We start from the raw sequence: 17,952 nt of genomic DNA, 5'->3' as shown, positions 1-17,952 counted from the left end.
ATCGGCGACGGCCAGGATCGACAGGCAATCGCTTACCCGCACCACCGTGCCACCGTGGACAGTGGATTTCCAGTCCTTGACATGGCTTCATCGACGCACTTAGGTTCCCGACACAGGTGTCATACGGGTTTCCGAAATTTTCGATGATCGCCGTGCTCCGCGACGGCAGGTGGAGCCGTCGGGACGACCTCCCGGGCGCGGCCGGAGGGGTTCGCATGACAAGTCAGCTACCCGTCGACGATCGACCGGCGTCATCGGATGCCGAGCGCTGGCGTGATCCGGCGCTGCGGCCCGAGGAACGGGCCGAGGCACTCATCCCACTGATGTCGCTGGAAGAGAAGGTCGCGCAGTTGGTGGGCCTCTGGGTCGGCGCCGACGCCTCCGGCGACGGCGTCGCGCCGCACCAGACCGACATGGTCGAGCACACCCCGCCCTGGCCGGACGCGATCCGGGCCGGTCTGGGGCAGCTGACCAGGCCGTTCGGCACCGCGCCGGTCGACCCGGCCGGTGGCGCGCGGTCCCTTGCCGCCTCCCAGGCACAGATCGTGGCGGCCAGCCGGTTCGGCATCCCGGCCCAGGTCCACGAGGAGTGCCTGACCGGCTTCGCCGCCTGGCGGGCCACCGTCTTCCCCGCGCCGCTGTGCTGGGGTGCGGCCTTCGACCCCGCCCTGGTCGAGGAGATGGCCGGCCGGATCGGCCGGTCCATGCGGGCGGTTGGCGTACACCAGGGACTGGCCCCGGTGCTCGACGTGACCCGCGACTACCGGTGGGGACGGACCGAGGAGACGATCGGCGAGGACCCGTACCTGGTCGGCACCACCGGTGCGGCCTACGTACGCGGCCTGGAGCGGGCCGGCGTGGTGGCCACCCTGAAGCACTTCGCCGGCTACTCGGCCTCCCGGGGCGGCCGGAACCTGGCCCCGACGTCGATGGGCCACCGCGAGCTGGGCGACGTGATCCTGCCTCCGTTCGAGATGGCGCTGCGGCTGGGCGGGGCACGGTCGGTCATGCACTCCTACGCCGAGATCGACGGCGTACCGGTGGCCGCCGACGAGGGCCTGCTGACCCGGCTGCTGCGGGAGCAGTGGGGCTTCACCGGCACGCTGGTCGCGGACTACTTCGCCGTCCGCTTCCTCCAGACCCTGCACGGTGTCGCCGCCGACGCCAGCGCCGCGGCCGGGCTCGCGCTGCGCGCCGGCATCGACGTCGAACTGCCCACCATGGACGCCTACGGCGCACCGCTGGTCGCCGCCGTACGTCGTGGCGCGGTCGACGAGGAGTTGGTCGACCGGGCCCTGCGCCGGGTGCTGATCCAGAAGATCGAGCTGGGTCTGCTCGACGGCGACTGGCGGGAGCTGCCGACCGGTGTCGACGAGCTGTGCCTGGACGACGACGAGAACCGGCAGGTGGCGCTGCGGCTGGCCCGCCAGTCGGTGATCCTGCTGCGCAATCGCGACGCGCTGTTGCCGCTCGCCGCCGACCAGCACGTCGCGCTGGTCGGCCCGGTCGCCGACGACCCGATGGCGATGCTCGGCTGTTACTCGTTCCCGCTGCACGTCGGGGTGCAGTACCCGGAGCACGGGGTCGGGGTGGAGATCCCGTCGCTGCGCGCGGCGTTGCAACGACTGCACCCGCGCCTCACCCACGTACCCGGTACCACCATCACCGGCGACGACACCTCCGGAATCGCCGCCGCCGTCGCGGCGGCCAGCGACGCCGACGTGTGCGTGCTCGCGGTCGGCGACCGCGCCGGCATGTTCGGCCGGGGCACCTCCGGCGAGGGCTGCGACGCGGCCGACCTGCGGCTACCCGGGGTGCAGGCCGAACTGGTACGCGCGGTGCTGGCCACCGGCACCCCGGTGGTACTGGTGGTGCTCTCCGGCCGCCCGTACGCGCTCGGCCCGGAGGTGGACGCCGCCGCCACGATCGTGCAGGCGTTCTTCCCCGGTCAGCTCGGCGGGCAGGCGCTGGCCGAGGTGCTCACCGGTGCGGTGAATCCGTCCGGACGGCTGCCGGTCAGCGTGCCCCGGCACGCCGGTGGGCTGCCCGCCACCTACCTCTCCCCCATCCTCGGACGTCGCACCCAGGTGTCGTCGGTGGATCCCACGTCCGCGTTCCCGTTCGGCCACGGGCTGAGCTACACCAGCTTCGACTGGACAGACGCCGAGCTTACGGGCGACCCGCCCGGCGCCTCCGCCGAGCCGGTGCGCTGGCCGGTCGACGGGGAGGTGACGGTCGGCGTGACGATCCGCAACACCGGGTCACGGGCCGGCAGCGAGGTGGTCCAGCTCTACCTGCACGACCCGGTGGCGCAGACCACGAGACCGGTGGTCCGCCTGGTCGGCTACGCGCGGGTGCCGGTGGAGCCGGGCCGGGCGGCGCGGGTCACCTTCGACGTACCGGCCGACGTCACCTCGTTCGTCGGCGTGCACGGCCGACGCATCGTGGAGCCCGGTGCGGTGGAGCTTCGCCTCGGCCGCTCCAGCGACGAGTTCGTCGCGCGGCTGGCGCTGCGGCTGGTCGGCGACGAACGCGAGGTCGGCCACGATCGCGAGCTGGTGTCCCGGGCGACGGTGCGCCCCGTGGCGGAGGACCGGCGATGAGTACGGCGGCACCGCCGCCAGCGCTGGCACCACCGGCACCGCCAGCGCGGCGGCCACCCGGCGCACCCCGGGCACCCCGCCGGACCTGGCGCCGGGCGCTGCGCCGGGACTGGCAGTTGTACTCGCTGGCGATCCTGCCGCTGCTGTTCTTCCTGATCTTCCGGTACCTGCCGATGCTCGGCAACGTCATCGCCTTCCGCCGGTTCCAGCCCGGCGGCAACATCTTCGGCGAGTACTGGGTCGGGCTGCGGTACTTCAAGATGTTCCTCGCCGACCCGACGTTCTGGAACGTCTTCACCAACACCCTGGTACTGGGTGCGCTGACGCTGCTGTTCTGCTTCCCGCTGCCGATCGTGCTGGCGCTGCTGCTCAACGAGGTACGCGCCCGCAAGCTCAAGCGGTTCGTGCAGTCGGTGTCGTACCTGCCGCACTTCCTGTCCATCGTGATCGTGGCGGCCATGGTCATGCAGCTGCTCTCCATGGACGGCACGGTCAACCAGTTGGTCCGCGCGGGCGGCGGCGAGGCGATCCCGTTCCTGCAACAACCCGAGTGGTTCCGGACCATCTACGTCTCCTCCGAGGTCTGGCAGACCGTCGGCTGGGGCACGATCCTCTACCTGGCCGCGCTCACCACCATCGACGACGACCTGTACGAGGCGTCCCGCATCGACGGTGCCAACCGGTGGCGGCAGACCTGGCACGTGACGCTGCCCGGCATCCGGCCGACCATGGTGACGCTGCTGATCCTCAACATCGGCACGTTCATGGCGGTCGGCTTCGAGAAGATCCTGCTGTTGTACAACCCGCTGACCTATCCGACCGCCGACGTCATCTCCACGTACCTGTTCCGGATGGGCTTCGCGTCCAGCAACTTCAGCTACGCCGCCGCGATCGGGCTGTTCGAGGCGGTGATCGGGCTGATCCTGGTGCTGTCGGCGAACCTGATCGCCCGCCGTACGGTGGGGACGAGCCTGTGGTGAGCGTCGAGGCCGCCCGGCCAGCCGAGACGGCACCGCGTCCCGGCCGGCGCCGGGGCATCCAGCAGACCCGGGGCTACCGGGTGTTCCAGGTGGTCAACGCGGTCATCCTGACCATCGTCGTGGTGGTGACGCTGTACCCGTTCGTCAACATCGTGGCCCGGTCGATGAGCCACGAGGCGTACATCATCGCCGGCCAGGTGAACCTGGTGCCGCGCGGGTTCACGCTGGACACCTACCGGTTGGTGCTCTCCGATTCGCTGTTCTGGACGAACTACCGCAACACGGTGGTGTACACGGTCACCGCGACGGTCATCTCGATCGTGATGACCACCTGCTACGCGTACGTGTTGTCGAAGAAGCAGCTCAAGGGGCGGGGCGTGCTGGTCGGCATCGCCGTGTTCACGATGTTCTTCTCCGGCGGGCTGATCCCCAACTACGTGCTGGTCACCAGCCTGGGCCTGAAGAACAGCGTGTGGGCGATCGCGCTGCCGAACGCGATAAACGTGTTCAACCTGCTGGTGATGAAGGCGTTCTTCGAGAGCCTGCCGGGCGAGTTGGAGGAGGCCGGCGCCGTCGACGGGCTCAGCACGTACGGCATCCTGTGGCGGATCGTGCTGCCACTGTCGAAGGCCATCGTCGCCACGATGGTGCTGTTCTACGCGGTGGCGTTCTGGAACTCGTGGTTCGCCGCGTTCCTCTACCTGGACCGGCAGGAACTGTGGCCGGTCACCGTCTACCTGCGCAACCTGATCGCCGGGGCCACCGGTGCGGAGAACGTCGGCGCCATCGCCGAGGCCAACGAGGTGCAGGCCGAGGCGACCCTCAAGGCCGTGACCATCGTGCTCACCACCCTGCCGATCCTGCTGGTCTATCCCTTCGTCCAGCGGTACTTCGTCCGCGGCATCATGCTCGGCGCGGTCAAGGGATAGCCAGCGTGTTCCCCCGTCCCCACCACCACCTGGAAAGGACCGCCATGTTCCGCAGATCGTGGCGCCACGTGGCGACAGCCGCTGCCGCCCTGCTCGCCGCCGCCAGCCTGGTCGCCTGTAGCGACGACTCCGCCGACTCCCAGGATCTTTCGGAGAACCGGGTCGGCGCGATGGAGAACTACGCCATCGGCTCGCAGTTCAAGGCCACCGAGCCGGTGTCCTTCTCCGTCCTCTACAACAACCACCCGAACTACCCGCTGAAGAACGACTGGCTGTTCTGGTCGGAGCTGAAGTCGCGGACCAACGTCACGCTGGAGCCGGTGGCCGTGCCGCTCAGCGACTACAACCAGAAGCGGAGCCTGCTGATCGGTGCTGGCGACGCGCCGTTGCTCATCCCGAAGACCTACCCGCCGGACGTGCACGCCTACGTCTCCTCGGGGGCGATCCTGCCGGTCAGCGACTACCTCGACCTGATGCCGAACCTCAAGGACAAGATCGAGAAGTGGAACCTGAAGCCTGAGATGGACACGCTGCGCCAGCAGGACGGCAAGTTCTACCTGCTGCCCGGTCTGCACGAGAAGCCCTGGCACGACTATTCGCTGGCGGTCCGCACCGACATCCTCGAAGAGTTGAACCTGGCGGTCCCGAAGACCTGGGACGAGCTCTACACCGTGCTCAAGGCGATGAAGGCGGCCTATCCGGACGTCTACCCGTTCTCCGACCGGTGGAGCCAGCCGAACCCGGCCGGCAACCTGCTCAACCTGCTGGCCGTCTCGTACGGCCTGGAGGGCGCGGGCTGGAACTTCCAGCACGTGAGCTGGAACGCCGGTACGCAGAAGTTCGAGTACACCGGCGCCACCGAGCAGTACAAGCAGCTGTTGCAGTACCTCAACAAGCTGGTCGCCGAGAAGCTGCTGGACCCGGAGAGCTTCACCCAGACCGACGACGCGGCCCGGCAGAAGCTGGCCAACAGCAAGTCGTTCGTGATCGGCGCCAACGCCCAGGCCGTGGTCAACGACTACCGGCCGGACCTGGCCGCGACCAACCCGAAGGCGAAGATCGCCAAGATCCCGCTGCCGATCGGCCCGGCCGGTGAGATCAACCCGGCCAGCCGGCTGGAGAACGGCATGATGATCTCCTCGAAGGCCCGGGACAGCAAGAACTTCGTGGCCATGATGCAGTTCGTCGACTGGCTCTGGTATTCCGACGCGGGCCAGGAGTTCGCCAGGTGGGGCGTGGAGGGCACCACCTTCGTCAAGGACGCCGCCGGCAAGGCCACCCTCGCTGCGGACGTCGACATGATCGGCCTCAACCCGGGGGCGCCCAAGCACCTCCAGAAGGACTTCGGCTTCGCCAACGGGGTCTTCGCCTACGGCGGCAAGCCCGAGCTGGTGCAGGCGTTCTTCTCCCCCGAGGAGCAGGAGTTCCAGCAGGTGATGAATGCCCGTACGCCGAAGTCACCGCCGCCGCCGTTCCCGCTCAGCGACGAGGAGCGGGAGCAGGTGTCGCTCTGGGAGACGCCGCTGAAGGACCACGTGTACCAGGCGACCTTGCAGTTCGCCCTCGGTCAGCGTGACTTCGGCCAGTGGGACGCCTACGTCAACGAGCTGAAGAGCAAGAACATGGACGCCTACCTGGACACGGTGAACAAGGCGTACGAGCGCTACCGGGACGAGCACAACTGATGTCCGGCCGGTCCGGTCGTGTCGGCGCGACCGGACCGGCCACCCCCTGACGAACCCGGCGCCGAGGGATGAGGACGACGATGCGCATCACCGTTGCCGACGACCCCTGCGGCCGGCTGTCCGACGCGTGGCGGTTCGCCGTCGGCACCGGCCGGTTCGACCTGGCGTTACGCCGTGACTACCAGGACTCGCTGGCCCTGCTGCAACGCGAGATCGGCTTCCGGCACATCCGTGGGCACGGTCTGTTCAGCGACGGCGTCGGCGTGCACCGGCCGTACGAGTACCGGGGTGAGCGGCACGTCCGGCACGCCTTCACCTACCTCGACCAGGTCGTCGACGCGTACCTGGAACTGGGCGTCCGGCCGTTCGTGGAGCTGGGTTTCATGCCGTCCGGGCTGGCCAGTGGCGAGCAGACGGTGTTCTGGTGGCGCGGCAACGTCACGCCACCGCGTTCGCACACCGAGTGGGCCGCGTTGGTCCGGGCCACCGTGGGTCACCTGGTCGACCGGTACGGGCTGGCCGAGGTGCGCGGCTGGCCCATCGAGGTGTGGAACGAACCGGACCTCACCGACTTCTGGCAGGGCGCGGACGCCGACGCCTACCACCGGCTGTACGAGGTGAGCGCGCACGCCGTCAAGGAGGTGGACGCCGAACTCCAGGTCGGCGGGCCGGCGCTGTCCCCCGGTGCCGGGGACGACTGGCTGCCCCGGTTCGCCGAGTACGTCACCGGCCGGTCGGTGCCGATCGACTTCGTCAGCCGGCACGCGTACACCTCCGGGCCGGCGCAGCACGTGCCGTTCGGTGTGCACCAGACCCTGGCCCCGGCGGACCGGTTGCTGGAGCAGTTCGCCAGCCCACGCCGGCAGCTCGCCGGCACCCCGCTGGCGGAGTTGCCGGTGCACATCACCGAGTTCAACTCCTCCTACCGGCCGGACAACCCGATCCACGACACCGCGTTCCACGCCGCCTACCTCGCCCCGGTGCTGGCCACCGGCGGTGACCTGGTCGACTCGTTCGCGTACTGGACGTTCAGCGACGTCTTCGAGGAGCAGGGCATCCCGAGCACCCTGTTGCACGGCGGCTTCGGCCTGCTCACCCACCGTCAGCTCAAGAAACCCGCCTACCACCTGTACGCGTTCCTGAGCCGCCTCGGCGACCAGGTGCTCGCCCGCGGCCCGGACCACCTGGTCACCCGCGACGACACCGGCCGGATCAGCGTGCTGGCCTGGGCGCCGGTCGACGTCACCGGCGCCGACCCGGTCGACCGGCACACCGTACGGCTGTCGCTGCCGGTTCCGGTGGCCCGCACCGCCTTCCTGCTGCGCACCTCGGTGAGCGAGGAGGTGGGCAACGTACGGCGGGCGTGGTGCGAGCTGGGCCGGCCGGCCTCACCGACGCCCCGACAACTCGACCTGCTGCGGGAGGCCGCCGAACCGGCCCGCCGGCACCGGTCGCTGCCGGTGCACGGTGGCCGGGTCGACCTCGACCTGCACCTCTCCCGGCACGAGGTGACCCTGGCCGAGCTGACCCCGGTGACCGACGAGACGCCACCCTGGTCCGACGAGCGCCGCCTGCTCGGCCTCGACCCGGATCCGGACGGACACATCGGGGCGGGGGCACCGTGAGTACGGCGACCCGGCGCGAGTTCGGCGCGGGTCCGCTGTCGCGGGTCGCCGCGCTGGTCTACACGCTGCTGGTGGTCGAGGTGCTGCTGCTGGTCAGCGCGGCGCCCGGCCTGGTCGCGCTGTTCGCGCTGGAACGGCACGCGAGCAACCTGCCGTTGGTCGCCGTCTGTGCGGTGCCGCTCGGCCCGGCGCTGTCCGCCGCCCTGTACGCGCTGCACCATCAGCGCCTCGACCTGACCGAGTTGCACCCGGCCCGGCTGTTCTGGCGCGGCTACCGGGTGAACCTGGTCGGGTCGCTGCTGGTCTGGGTGCCGATGCTGATGTGGCTGGCGATCCTCGCGATCAACCTGGTCAACCTGCCGGCGATCGGGCTGTCCCGCTGGTGGGCCGTGCCGCTGGTGCTGGTCGCCGCCGGGGTGGCGCTGGTCGGGGTCAACGCGCTGGTGATCACCTCGTTGTTCGCCTTCCGGCTGCGCGACGTGCTCCGGTTGGCCGGGTACTTCGTGCTGCGTACCCCGGTGGTGCCGGTCGGCACCGGGTTGCTGCTGGTCGCGGCGACGGTGCTCACCCTGGTCGCCTCGGAGGCCGCACTCGCCGCGCTGGGTTCGGTGCTGGCGTTGGCGCTGGTCCGTGGCGGCGAGCCGATGATCACCGCGATCCGACGGGAGTTCACCGCGTGAGCCGACCGGCCACCGGCAAGGTGCCGGTCGGCGGGGACTACGACCCCGGGCAGTGGCCCGAGCCGGTGTGGGACGTCGGGCCGGGCCCGGCAGCGGCGGCCTCGCGCAGCGCGGCGATCGCCGTACGCACCGCCGGAGTGTGCTCGACCGCGTCGTGCACCAGCAGGTGGATCGACCGGACCGGCGTGGGACGGACCACCCGGACCCGGGTCACGCCGTCGGGTAGCCGGACCGCGCCGAGTGCGGGGAGCACCGTGGGACCGATGCCGGCGTCGACGAAGGCGAGTGCCGTCGGGTAGTCGTGTGCCTCGACGCCGAAGGTCGGATTGAAGCCGGCAGCGGTGCAGGCCTCGATCAGGTTGGCCCGGCACCAGCCGCGGGTGAAGTCGTTGTCGACCCAGCGTTCGTCGGCCAGCGCGGCCAGGTCCACCTCCTGCTGGTCGGCGAAGCGGTGCCCGGCCGGCAGCACGGCGACGTAGGGGTCGTCGACGAGATGGTGGGCGGTGAAGCCCGAACCCGGGTCGAAGCCGGTGGGCGCGACCACCACCTGGACGTCGGCGCGTTCCTCCCGGCTGTTGGGGATGTGTTCGCGCAGTTCCAGGTCGAGCCGGACGCCCGGATGCGCGGCGGTGACCCGGCGCACCACGTGGGGCATCCAGGCGGCGCCGACCGAGGCGAAGTACGCGATGGACAGCGCGCCGGTACGACCTGCTCGCAGGTCCGCGATCAGCGACTCGGCCTCGCCGACGCGGGCGAGCACCCGGTCCGCCTCGGCGGCGAGGGCGTGCCCGGCGGCGGTGGGCCGCATACCGCGCCCGGCCCGGGCGAACAGGGCGAGGCCGGTTTCGCGTTGCAGTGCGCTGAGGTGCTGGCTGACGGCGGAAGGGGTGTAGCCCAGGTTGGCGGCGGCCGCCTGGACCGACCCGGAGGCCACGACGGAACGGAAGACCCGGAGGCGGTGAACGTCGAGCACACCGCAACTATAAAGCGCGACTTAATCGTCGTGAAGAAAGAGTCGCTGGTACTGAAGTGTCGGCCGGATGAGAATCACCCTATGACCTGTCCGGACATCACCGCCCCCATCCGGGTCGCCACCCCCATCCGGGTCGCCGCGCCCACCCGGGCCCCCGCCGTCGCGGACACCGGCCGCCGCGCACCGGAACGGGCCGAGCCAGCCGAGCGAGCCGAGCCGGCCAGACCAACCGAGCCGGCCGGGCGGGATTACTCCTGGCCGGTCGTGGCCGCCGCTGGGACCACGGTGCTGTTGTGGGCGTCGGCGTTCGTCGGCATCCGATTCGCCGGGCACGACTACTCCCCCGGTGCCATGGCACTGGGCCGGATGGTGGCGGCGTGCCTCGCGCTGAGCGTGTTCGTGGCGCTCACCGCCGGTGCCCGACGCCACCGCCAACGGCCCGCCACACCGGCCGTCGACGGCACCACGCCCGGCCGCACCGGACGGCCCGGTGGCCGGACCCTGGGGCTCATCGCCGTGTGGGGCGTGGCCTGGTTCGGCGGGTACAACGTGGCGCTCAACGCCGCCGAACGGCTGGTCGACGCCGGAACGGCGGCCCTGCTCGTGGCGATCGCACCCATCCTGGTCGCGGTGGCCGCCATCCTCGTGCTGGGTGAGCGGCTCACCGGCCGCCTCGGCGTCGGGGTGGCGGTCGCCTTCGTGGGCGTGACCCTGATCGCCGCCGGCGGCTTCACCGGCCACGCCGACCAGCTCGGCGTCGCACTCGCGGTGCTCTCCGCCGTGTTGTACGCCTTCGGCGTACTCCTCCAGAAGCGCCTGCTGGCCCGGGTGGACGCGGTGACGATGACCTGGCTCGGCGCGCTGGCCGGCACCCTGGCCCTGCTGCCGTTCGCGCCCACGCTGCTCCGGGAACTCGCCGCCGCCCCACCAGCGGCCAGCCTCGGCCTGCTGTACCTGGGCGTGTTCCCGACCGCGATCGGCTTCCTCACCTGGGGTTACGTGCTCTCCCGCTGGACTGCCGGCCGCACCACCGCGGCGACCTATCTGGTGCCGCCGGTGACCGTCGCGCTGTCCTGGACGGTGCTGGGTGAGGTTCCGGTACCGCTCGCCCTGCTGGGCGGCGCGCTCTGCCTGACCGGCGTGGTGCTCGCCACGCGCCGCTGACACTCACGGCCGGTCAGTGCAGCGGCCGGCCGTGGGCGTCGGGCACCCCGGACTTACGGTGGAAGTAGGCGTTGACCTGGTCGCGCCACTCCCGCGCGCAGCGCAGTTGCTCGGTCAGGCGCTCGGTCACCCGGGCGTACACCGCCGGGTCGACCAGCCGGGCGAGCCACTCCCAGCGCCGGCACATCGCCTCGACCTCGCGTACGCCGTCGAAGTGGGTGTCGTAGATGTGCTGGATGACCGTGCTGCCGGAGCGCAGCACATGGTGGTAGGGCACGTGGTGGAAGAAGAGCAACAGCTCGTCGGGGCAGCGGTCGAGCGACTCGTACACCTGTGACCAGGGTGCCGGGTACTGGCCGGTGAAGCCGGTGCCGGTGGCGCGGGTGCGGTCCACGCCGACGCCGTCGCGGTCGGCGAAGTGGTACGTGCCCCACGGGGTGTACTCGTACCCGTCGACGTCGGGGCCGTAGTGGTGGCCCGGGCGGACCATGAAGCCCACGCCCAGCGGGGCGGTGTACCGCTCGTAGGTACGCCACGAGTCGTCCATGATCTCGTGCAGCGTTCGCCGCAGCAGCTCGGGATCGGGGCAGCTGGCCGGGTCGAAGGTCAGGTCGATCCACTCGTCGAGCACCGCCTGCGGGCGCAGCTCCGGATCCCAGGCGAGCCGGCCGAAGGCGTACAGGTTGGCCTGGGCCAACGGGTGCCCGGTCCAGAACTCGTCGTCGCCCACGTTGGACACGGCGACCAGGCCACCGCCGCCGGCCGCCAGCTCGGCGACCGTGGCCCCGTCGTCAGCCCGGGGGGCGAACCGCAGGATCTCGCTCCACCAGGGGGCCAGGTAGCAGACGTGTCTCTGCTGGCCGGTGTACTCCTGGGTGACCTGGAACTCCACGGCCAGCCGGGTGCCGGGCATCGCCGCGATCACCGGTGAGACCGGCTCCCGGGTCTGGAAATCCAACGGACCGTGCTTGACCTGCACGATCACGTTGTCCTGGAACCGGCCGTCGAGGGGCGAGAAGTGGTCGAACGCGGCCCGGGCCCGGTCGGTGGAGCGGTCGCGCCAGTCCTGCCGGTGGTTGTAGACGAAGGCCCGCCAGTGCACCACGCCACCACCCGGGGCCAGCGCCTCGGCCAGCACGTTCGCCCCGTCGGCGTGGTCACGGCCGTAGCTGAACGGACCCGGCTGGCCCTCCGAGTCGGCCTTGACCAGGTAGCCGCCGAAGTCGGGGATGCGCGCGTACACCCGCTCGGTGGTCTCGGCCCACCAGGCGCGCACCGCAGGGTCGAGCGGGTCGGCGGTGGGCAGGCCACCGAGGACGACGGGGGCGGCGAAGGTGACCGCCAGGTGCACCCGGATGCCGTACGGACGCAGCAGGTCCGCGATCTCGGCGACGTCGTCGAGCCGCTCGGTCAGCAGCCGCGCCTCGGTGGCGTGCACGTTGACGTTGTTCACCGACACCGCGTTGATCCCACAGGCGGCCAGCAGCCGCGCGTACGCGGTGACCCGGGCCTCGTCACGCCGGGGCCGACCGGCCTGCCAGAAGATCGAGCCACCGGCGTAACCGCGCTCGACCTGCCCCATCACCGGGTGCACGTCGACGTTGTCCCAGTGGTCGAGCATCCGCCGGGCCATGGCCGGGCGACGCACCCGCGCCGGGTGGGCCGGGCCGAAGCCCGACTCACCGAGCCGGACCAGGTCGAAGAGTCCGTACAGCAGCCCGGCCGGCGTATCGGCCAGCACCACGGTCACCGCACCGTGGCGGGCCACCGCGAAGCCCTCGGCGCCGAGGGGACCCGCCCCGGCCGCACCGAGTTCGGCCCGCACGGCGTCGATCGCGGCCGACGACCCGTCCGGGTCGGATTCGGCGGGAGGTGGGCCGGGCCGGGGGGACGGCAGCGCGCAGCTCAGGGCGAGCACCAGGTCCACCGCGGGCAGGCCGGGATCGCCGCCGGCCCGCCGTGCCGTGCCGCCGTACCAGGTGGCGGCCCGGTCGACCTCGGCGAAGACGGTGTCGACGAGCAGGCCCTCCCCGCAGACCACGGTGCGGCGGGTGCCGATGGCGCGCAACGCCTCCGGCGGCAGCCAGGCCGGATGGACGTCGCTCGAATCGGTGATGATCATCGGCGCCCCCGGCAATGCCGTCGCATTGCGCAGATTGTAGTGGTCTATTTAGATAGGTCAAGGTACTTCCGGAAGCTGCACGCCTGCGGTCACCGACCTGAACCGCCGTTTGGTGGGCCGCTGGGTGGGTAGACGCCGCATCCGTGGTGAGAAGGGGGCGGCGAGGTGGACGACAACGAGTTCATCGACTCCGTGGCGAGCCGTACCGGGGCGTCAGCGGAGCAGGCGGCCGCCATCGCGCGGGCCACACTGACCACCCTGGCCGAGCGGATCGACGGCGGCCAGGCCCGCGACCTCGCCGACCAACTGCCCGAAGGGCTGCGTGCGTACACGTTCGCCCCACACGAGGACGCCGAGCGCTTCGGGCTCGACGTGTTCGTGCAGCGGGTCGGCGGACGGGCCGACGTCGACCCGGAACTGGCCGAGGCGGGCATCCGCGCGGTGCTCGACACCATCCGCACGACCGCCACGCCCGGCGAGTACGACGACGTCATCGCGCACCTGCCGGCCGAACTGTGGCAGGTGGTCAACCCGGCCCCACCGTACGACGGGTGAGCCGGGCCCGCCCCGCCCGCTAGGCGTCGGTCACGGCCGGTTCCAGGTAGACCGGCAGGTGGTCACCGGCCTGGGCGACGAACATGGCGACTTCGTACGCCATGTCACCGACCTCGGCCTCGCCGTCGATACCGACCGTGAGGATCGCCCCGTTGCCGGTGGTGGCGTGGAACAGGAACGCCCGCGACATGTGTACGACCACCTGGTGCAGTTCGCCCTCGCCGCACACCTGGGCGGCGGCCGTGCCCAACGCCTGAAGCCCGCAGACCATGCTGGACAGTTGCTCCGCCAGTTCGTCGTCGATGCCCCGGGACGCGCCCAGCATGATGCCGTCCGGCGAGAGCACCACCGCGAACTGGGCACCCGGCACCCGGTTCACCAGGCTGTCCAGTGCACGGCCCAGGTTGTCGGCGATCAGGGCAGAGGGCATAGGGCTGTCCTTCCTTACGGCGAACCGGTCACTACCGGTGGTCAGGGCGCTCATCTCTCGGCCAGGAGCGGCCCGGTCGTGGCGGGCAGACCTCACGGCAGGCGGACCCCGGGGGTTCCCCGCAGGCTCCTACGTTCGTACCAGAGATCACTCCGGCGTTCCGAGCCGCACCGTCAGCCGACCCTGGCCTCCGGTCCTCCTAACGTACGATGGCCGGACCGTACCGGATCAGCCGGGTCGGATACCGGAATCCACCCGGCGTGCCGTCGCCGCCGTCTCCGCGTCGACCGGTTCGCCGCATCCGCGCCGCCGCCTCAGGCCGGCGCCGCCAGGCTGTGCAGCCCGGTCAGGCCGGGCACGGCGAGCCGGCCGAGTTCTTCGCCGCCGGCCGGGTCGTGCCAGCTCACCCCGCCGGCCCGGGCCACGTACAGCCGGCCACCGTCCGGGCTGAGCAGCAGACCGGTGACCGGATCAGCGACCGGACGCGCGATGCCACCGCCGAGGCCGGCGAGGTCGGAGACCCAGACGGAGTTGCCGGCGGCGACGAACAGCCGTCCACCGCCGGCCGCCGCGTACGCCGCTCCGGTGCCGCTGGCCAGCTTCGCCGTCTCGCGTACGGTCAACTCCTCGGTGGAGATGTCCGCGACGATGCCGGAGGTGACGTCGACCACCAGCAGGCGGCTACCGTCCGGCGTGAGCGCCATCGCGTGCCCGACGGGCTGGCCCTCCCCGAACGGGTGCGGCAGGTCCACGCAGTACGCCCACCGCTCCTGAAGGTGCAGGGTGTGCACGAAGGCGTGCACGTCGCTGCCCGGCCGTCCACTGATCCGGTCCCGGGTGTGCTGGTGGTCGGGCTGGTGGGTGTAGAGCGTGTAGAGCACCCGGCGGTTCGGGGCGAGCACCGCCTGCCGCCCGTCGCCGCGCATCTCCTCCTCCGCACCGGTCGGGATCGCCTGCTTGAGCCGGGTGTAGAGCGGGCCCGGCACGCCGCTGTCGAGGTCCACGACCCGGACCCGGTACCGGTCCGGTGCCTGCGCCGGCAGCCACTCCAGCACGAACAGGCCGGTGTGGTCGTGGGTGAACGCCTCCGGCACGAAGTTCCCGGGCAACCGCACCTGTTGCCGCACCCCACCGGCGTCGGCGATCAACACCGGCGTCACCTCGCGCCCGCCGGGGCGTTCCTTGGTGACGTGCACCTCCTCGGTGGTCAACGCCACCCGCGTGCCGTCGGCCGAGACGGTCTGCGGCACCCACCGCCCCGGCAGCCGGACCCGCTCGGAGGTGGTGCCGGTGGCGGCGTCGATCCGCCAGAAGGCGGTGTCGGCCCCGTCCGGCACGGTGGCGTGGATGATCCTTCCATCGGCGGTGGCGACGGCCTGCGGGATCACCTGCCGCTCAGCGCCACGCAACACGCCGAGCCCGCCGTCGAGGTCGACCAGGAGCGGGTCCGGCAACAGCCCCGCCGAGGTCGCCGCCGCCCGGTTCCCGGCCGGATCGCAACCGGCCAGCGCCGCGACACCCACGCCCCCGAGGGCCGCCAGCAGGGTACGGCGCGAAATCATCGTCTTCGCCATCATGCCCGGATGACACCGTCGGCCGAGGCTTGGTTCCGTCGCGGAAACATGGAACCCGCCCGGCCCGGCCGGTGTCAGTAGGGTGATTCCACCGGAGGTACCACTGGACGACGCGGAGTTCGTCACCCGAGCGCAGGCGGGCGACCTGGAGGCGTACGAACTCCTCGTCGCCCGGCACACCGCGTCCGCGTACCGGACGGCGGTGCTGCTCGGCGCGGGTTCGGACGCGGAGGACGTCATCCAGGAGGCGTTCGTGAAGGGCTACCGGAAGCTGTCCCGCTATCGCGGTGACTCGTCGTTCCGGTCCTGGCTGCTGGCGATCGTCGCGAACGAGACCCGTAACCTGCACCGCTCCCGGGACCGCCGCACCGGCCTGGTGCTGCGGGCCGCCCGGGTGGCACCCGGCTCGGAGGCCGCCGAGGACGGGGCGGTCGGTGCCGTACTCGCCGAGGAACGGCGCACCGCCCTGGTCCGGGCGCTGCGGCAGCTACCCGAGAAGGACCGCGAGGTGATCGTCTGCCGCTACTTCCTCGACCTGACCGAGGACGAGACAGTCGCCATGCTCGGCTGGGCCCGGGGCACGGTGAAGTCGCGTACCTCCCGCGCCCTGACGAAGCTGCGCGGCCTGCTCGATGTCGGGGAGCTGAGCCGTGGCTGACCTGGAACGGGAGCTGCGGGAGCTGTCCGCGTGGCTGGAAACCCCCGACCCCCCGGACGTCACCGCCCAGGTCCGCGCCCGGCTGACCGCCACGTCCGACGCACCCGTCGCCGCGCCGCGCCTGCGGGCCGGCGGAGGTCGGCGGCGATGGCGGTACGCGCTCGCTGCGGCGCTCGCCGCGCTGCTGGTCGCGGTGCTGCCACCCGGCCGGGCCGCACTCGCCGACGCGGTGACCGGACTGCTGCGCTTCGCCGGGATCACCATCAGCACCGCACCGGACCCGGTGTTGCCGACCGGTTCCCCGTCACCGCTGCCGGCGCAGCGCACGGCCGAACTGGAGCAGGCGCAGCGGGCGGTCCGCTTCCCGATCCGGGTGCCGGCGACGCTGGGGCCGCCCGAGCGGGTGTTGGTCGCCGATCCGGACGGTACGGGCGCACACCGGGTGGCGACGCTGCTCTACCGCGACGGTGCGGTGCGGCTGGACGCCTTCGACGGACGGCTGGATCCGGTCTTCTCCAAGCAGGCCGGTGGGGCCGGGGCGGAGTGGACGCAGGTCGACGGTGCGCAGGCGGTGTGGATTCGCGGCCCGCACCCGGTGACGTACGTGGACCGGTCCGGCGCGGTGCGGGCGGCGAGCGCGCGGTTGGCGGCGGCGACGTTGATCTGGGAGCAGGACGGGGTCACCTACCGCCTCGAAGGCGAGTTCACGACGGCCGAGGCGGTCGGGATAGCGAACTCACTGGATTGACCACGGGATCTCCTGGTCGATCCGGGCCGCGCCAGCGAGGTGGTGCACGCCGACCACGGCCTCGGCCGGCAGGGCCGCGTAGAGGTGCGGGAACCGCTCGCCGTTCGAGGCGTCCTCCCACCGCACCGCGTCGCCGAGCCGCGTCGCGTCGAGCGCGACGACCACCAGTCGCGGCTGGTCGCCGAAGAAGCGGGCCGCCGTGGCGGGCAGTTGTGCCCGTGACGAGCAGTGGATGAAGCCACTGTCCCGGTCGAGCGGTGAGCCGTCGAACCTGCCGACCGCCTGGAGCTCTGCCCACTCGCTGGGCAGCAGGATCTTGTAGACCAGCACGCCGCCATAGTGCCAGAGCCTCGGACGCCCAGCGCCGATCAGCGGGCCGTCGGGCGTACCGATCGCAGCTGCTTCCGCCTCGCGCTCGGGCCGGCCCACCGACGCCGCGGATCATCCGCTGGCGAGCCTCAGGGCTGCGGCGGGGCCGAGGGCCGCTCGATCAGCACGTCGACCGGGCCGACCCGCAACACACCGTCGGTCAGTGGGGTGCAGCGCACGCCGCCCCGACCGCGCAGTCCCCGCCAGGCGCCGGGGCCGATGGTGACGTCCATCCAGGCGCACGGGTGCGCCGGGCGATTCACCCGCAGCCGCACCGGGCCCGGCCCGGAGTCCAGCACCAGCACCGCCCCGACCAGGTCGTCGACGGCGATGCCACTGGTCAGGATGTTGCGGCGGACCTGGGCCAGGCCGACACCCGGCGGCAGCGACTCGGCCGCGATCACCGTCACGCTCGCCTCGCGGTGCGCCGGCTTGCCGAAGTAGCGGTCACCCACGATGCCCAGCTCCGCCCGGAGCTGGATCTGCTCGACCAGTTCCCCGGCCGGGGCGGGCGCCGGACCGTCGGCGGGCCGGCCCACGAACCGGTGCGCGGGCGAGGCCAGCAGTTGGACGATTCCCGGCATGGTCGAACTGTACGACGCACCGCCCGCTGAGCGTTGCTCGCCGACCCCGGCACACCCGAACCGGAGTGGGTGCTGATCCTGCTGACCTCGCTGGCCATCGGGTACGACGAGAGCCTGCTGCCCGACGGGGTGCCCGTTCGACAACTTCACCGCCACGGGTTGCCGGGTGAGCGGGCCGAGTTGGTCGACTACCTCGCCGCCCGCCCGGCTCCGGCAGGGGGCTGACGTGGGCGCACTGGCACGCCTGGGCTAGACAGGTAGCCGTACCGGAAC

17 protein-coding genes are annotated in these 17,952 nt (G+C 71.6%); 11 read left to right on the top strand and 6 right to left on the bottom strand.

Annotated elements, in window-relative coordinates; translation table 11 throughout:
• The first annotated feature begins 215 nt into the window (after positions 1-215).
• The 6 genes from E0H26_RS08915 (at position 216) to E0H26_RS08890 (ending at position 8,502) form a co-directional block, all read left to right on the top strand.
• Entirely contained in the window at positions 216-2,603 is a 2,388-nt protein-coding gene (locus tag E0H26_RS08915) for a beta-xylosidase/alpha-l-arabinosidase (RefSeq protein ID WP_131303070.1), read from the top strand.
• Complete coding sequence (locus E0H26_RS08910) at positions 2,600-3,583, top strand: ABC transporter permease (RefSeq protein WP_131303069.1); 984 nt, start codon at positions 2,600-2,602, stop codon at positions 3,581-3,583. The genes E0H26_RS08915 and E0H26_RS08910 overlap by 4 nt, the downstream gene beginning before the upstream one ends.
• On the top strand, positions 3,580-4,512 hold the full coding sequence (locus E0H26_RS08905; RefSeq protein WP_131303068.1) for a carbohydrate ABC transporter permease: 933 nt from the start codon (positions 3,580-3,582) through the stop codon (positions 4,510-4,512). The genes E0H26_RS08910 and E0H26_RS08905 overlap by 4 nt, the downstream gene beginning before the upstream one ends.
• A 68-nt stretch (positions 4,513-4,580) precedes the next feature.
• The gene (locus E0H26_RS08900) at positions 4,581-6,197 is read left to right on the top strand and encodes an ABC transporter substrate-binding protein (RefSeq protein ID WP_240742080.1); all 1,617 of its coding nucleotides are present in this window, start codon (positions 4,581-4,583) and stop codon (positions 6,195-6,197) included.
• An 80-nt stretch (positions 6,198-6,277) separates the two neighbouring features.
• The gene (locus E0H26_RS08895; RefSeq protein ID WP_131303066.1) at positions 6,278-7,822 is read left to right on the top strand and encodes a GH39 family glycosyl hydrolase; all 1,545 of its coding nucleotides are present in this window, start codon (positions 6,278-6,280) and stop codon (positions 7,820-7,822) included.
• A complete protein-coding gene (locus E0H26_RS08890; RefSeq protein WP_131303065.1) occupies positions 7,819-8,502 on the top strand; it encodes a DUF624 domain-containing protein in 684 nt (227 codons plus the stop codon). Before E0H26_RS08895 ends, E0H26_RS08890 begins: the two co-directional genes overlap by 4 nt.
• A gap of 37 nt (positions 8,503-8,539) precedes the next feature.
• Here E0H26_RS08890 and E0H26_RS08885 read toward each other — a convergent pair whose 3' ends face one another.
• Positions 8,540-9,475 carry a LysR family transcriptional regulator gene (locus E0H26_RS08885; RefSeq protein ID WP_131303064.1) on the bottom strand — a complete coding sequence of 312 codons (936 nt, stop codon included), beginning with the start codon at positions 9,473-9,475 and terminating at the stop codon, positions 8,540-8,542.
• An 81-nt stretch (positions 9,476-9,556) separates the two neighbouring features.
• On the opposite strand from E0H26_RS08885, the gene E0H26_RS08880 reads away from it, so the two are divergent.
• A complete protein-coding gene (locus E0H26_RS08880; RefSeq protein WP_131303063.1) occupies positions 9,557-10,639 on the top strand; it encodes a DMT family transporter in 1,083 nt (360 codons plus the stop codon).
• Positions 10,640-10,652: 13 nt separating this feature from the next.
• Here the strand turns inward: E0H26_RS08880 and E0H26_RS08875 are convergent, their stop codons facing one another.
• Entirely contained in the window at positions 10,653-12,761 is a 2,109-nt protein-coding gene (locus E0H26_RS08875; RefSeq protein WP_131303062.1) for an alpha-glucuronidase, read from the bottom strand.
• 165 nt (positions 12,762-12,926) lie between these two features.
• On the opposite strand from E0H26_RS08875, the gene E0H26_RS08870 reads away from it, so the two are divergent.
• On the top strand, positions 12,927-13,316 hold the full coding sequence (locus E0H26_RS08870; protein ID WP_131303061.1) for a DUF2267 domain-containing protein: 390 nt from the start codon (positions 12,927-12,929) through the stop codon (positions 13,314-13,316).
• A 19-nt stretch (positions 13,317-13,335) separates the two neighbouring features.
• Here E0H26_RS08870 and E0H26_RS08865 read toward each other — a convergent pair whose 3' ends face one another.
• Both E0H26_RS08865 and E0H26_RS08860 read right to left on the bottom strand, forming a co-directional pair.
• On the bottom strand, positions 13,336-13,746 hold the full coding sequence (locus tag E0H26_RS08865; RefSeq protein WP_131303060.1) for a roadblock/LC7 domain-containing protein: 411 nt from the start codon (positions 13,744-13,746) through the stop codon (positions 13,336-13,338).
• 314 nt (positions 13,747-14,060) lie between these two features.
• Positions 14,061-15,308 carry a YncE family protein gene (locus E0H26_RS08860; RefSeq protein WP_131303059.1) on the bottom strand — a complete coding sequence of 416 codons (1,248 nt, stop codon included), beginning with the start codon at positions 15,306-15,308 and terminating at the stop codon, positions 14,061-14,063.
• A gap of 94 nt (positions 15,309-15,402) precedes the next feature.
• On the opposite strand from E0H26_RS08860, the gene E0H26_RS08855 reads away from it, so the two are divergent.
• On the top strand, positions 15,403-15,978 hold the full coding sequence (locus tag E0H26_RS08855) for an RNA polymerase sigma factor (RefSeq protein ID WP_240742079.1): 576 nt from the start codon (positions 15,403-15,405) through the stop codon (positions 15,976-15,978).
• Positions 15,971-16,726: a hypothetical protein gene (locus E0H26_RS08850; RefSeq protein ID WP_131303058.1), complete on the top strand. Its 756-nt coding sequence runs from the start codon at positions 15,971-15,973 to the stop codon at positions 16,724-16,726. The genes E0H26_RS08855 and E0H26_RS08850 overlap by 8 nt, the downstream gene beginning before the upstream one ends.
• Here E0H26_RS08850 and E0H26_RS08845 read toward each other — a convergent pair.
• On the bottom strand, positions 16,715-17,056 hold the full coding sequence (locus tag E0H26_RS08845) for a DUF952 domain-containing protein (protein ID WP_131303057.1): 342 nt from the start codon (positions 17,054-17,056) through the stop codon (positions 16,715-16,717). The two genes, E0H26_RS08850 and E0H26_RS08845, sit on opposite strands and share 12 nt — an antisense overlap.
• 128 nt (positions 17,057-17,184) lie before the next feature.
• The gene (locus E0H26_RS08840) at positions 17,185-17,679 is read right to left on the bottom strand and encodes a molybdenum cofactor biosysynthesis protein (RefSeq protein WP_131303056.1); all 495 of its coding nucleotides are present in this window, start codon (positions 17,677-17,679) and stop codon (positions 17,185-17,187) included.
• Between the two features lie 69 nt (positions 17,680-17,748).
• On the opposite strand from E0H26_RS08840, the gene E0H26_RS29190 reads away from it, so the two are divergent.
• Positions 17,749-17,904: a hypothetical protein gene (locus E0H26_RS29190; RefSeq protein ID WP_206024963.1), complete on the top strand. Its 156-nt coding sequence runs from the start codon at positions 17,749-17,751 to the stop codon at positions 17,902-17,904.
• Positions 17,905-17,952: the final 48 nt, after the last annotated feature.

It is taken from the genome of Micromonospora zingiberis (assembly GCF_004331455.1).
Taxonomy (GTDB): domain Bacteria; phylum Actinomycetota; class Actinomycetes; order Mycobacteriales; family Micromonosporaceae; genus Micromonospora; species Micromonospora zingiberis.
Note: the sequence above shows the minus strand (reverse complement) of the source record. Positions and strands in the feature narration are given on the sequence as shown.

Bases quoted from the DNA above. Each gene is read 5' to 3' on its own strand.
- E0H26_RS08880 (WP_131303063.1), top strand. From the start codon at position 9,557: ATGACCTGTCCGGACATCACCGCCCCCATCCGGGTCGCCACCCCCATC.
- E0H26_RS08895 (WP_131303066.1), top strand. From the start codon at position 6,278: ATGCGCATCACCGTTGCCGACGACCCCTGCGGCCGGCTGTCCGACGCG.
- E0H26_RS08875 (WP_131303062.1), bottom strand. From the start codon at position 12,761: ATGATCATCACCGATTCGAGCGACGTCCATCCGGCCTGGCTGCCGCCG.
- E0H26_RS08860 (WP_131303059.1), bottom strand. From the start codon at position 15,308: ATGATTTCGCGCCGTACCCTGCTGGCGGCCCTCGGGGGCGTGGGTGTC.
- E0H26_RS08865 (WP_131303060.1), bottom strand. From the start codon at position 13,746: ATGCCCTCTGCCCTGATCGCCGACAACCTGGGCCGTGCACTGGACAGC.
- E0H26_RS08910 (WP_131303069.1), top strand. From the start codon at position 2,600: ATGAGTACGGCGGCACCGCCGCCAGCGCTGGCACCACCGGCACCGCCA.
- E0H26_RS08840 (WP_131303056.1), bottom strand. From the start codon at position 17,679: ATGCCGGGAATCGTCCAACTGCTGGCCTCGCCCGCGCACCGGTTCGTG.
- E0H26_RS08915 (WP_131303070.1), top strand. From the start codon at position 216: ATGACAAGTCAGCTACCCGTCGACGATCGACCGGCGTCATCGGATGCC.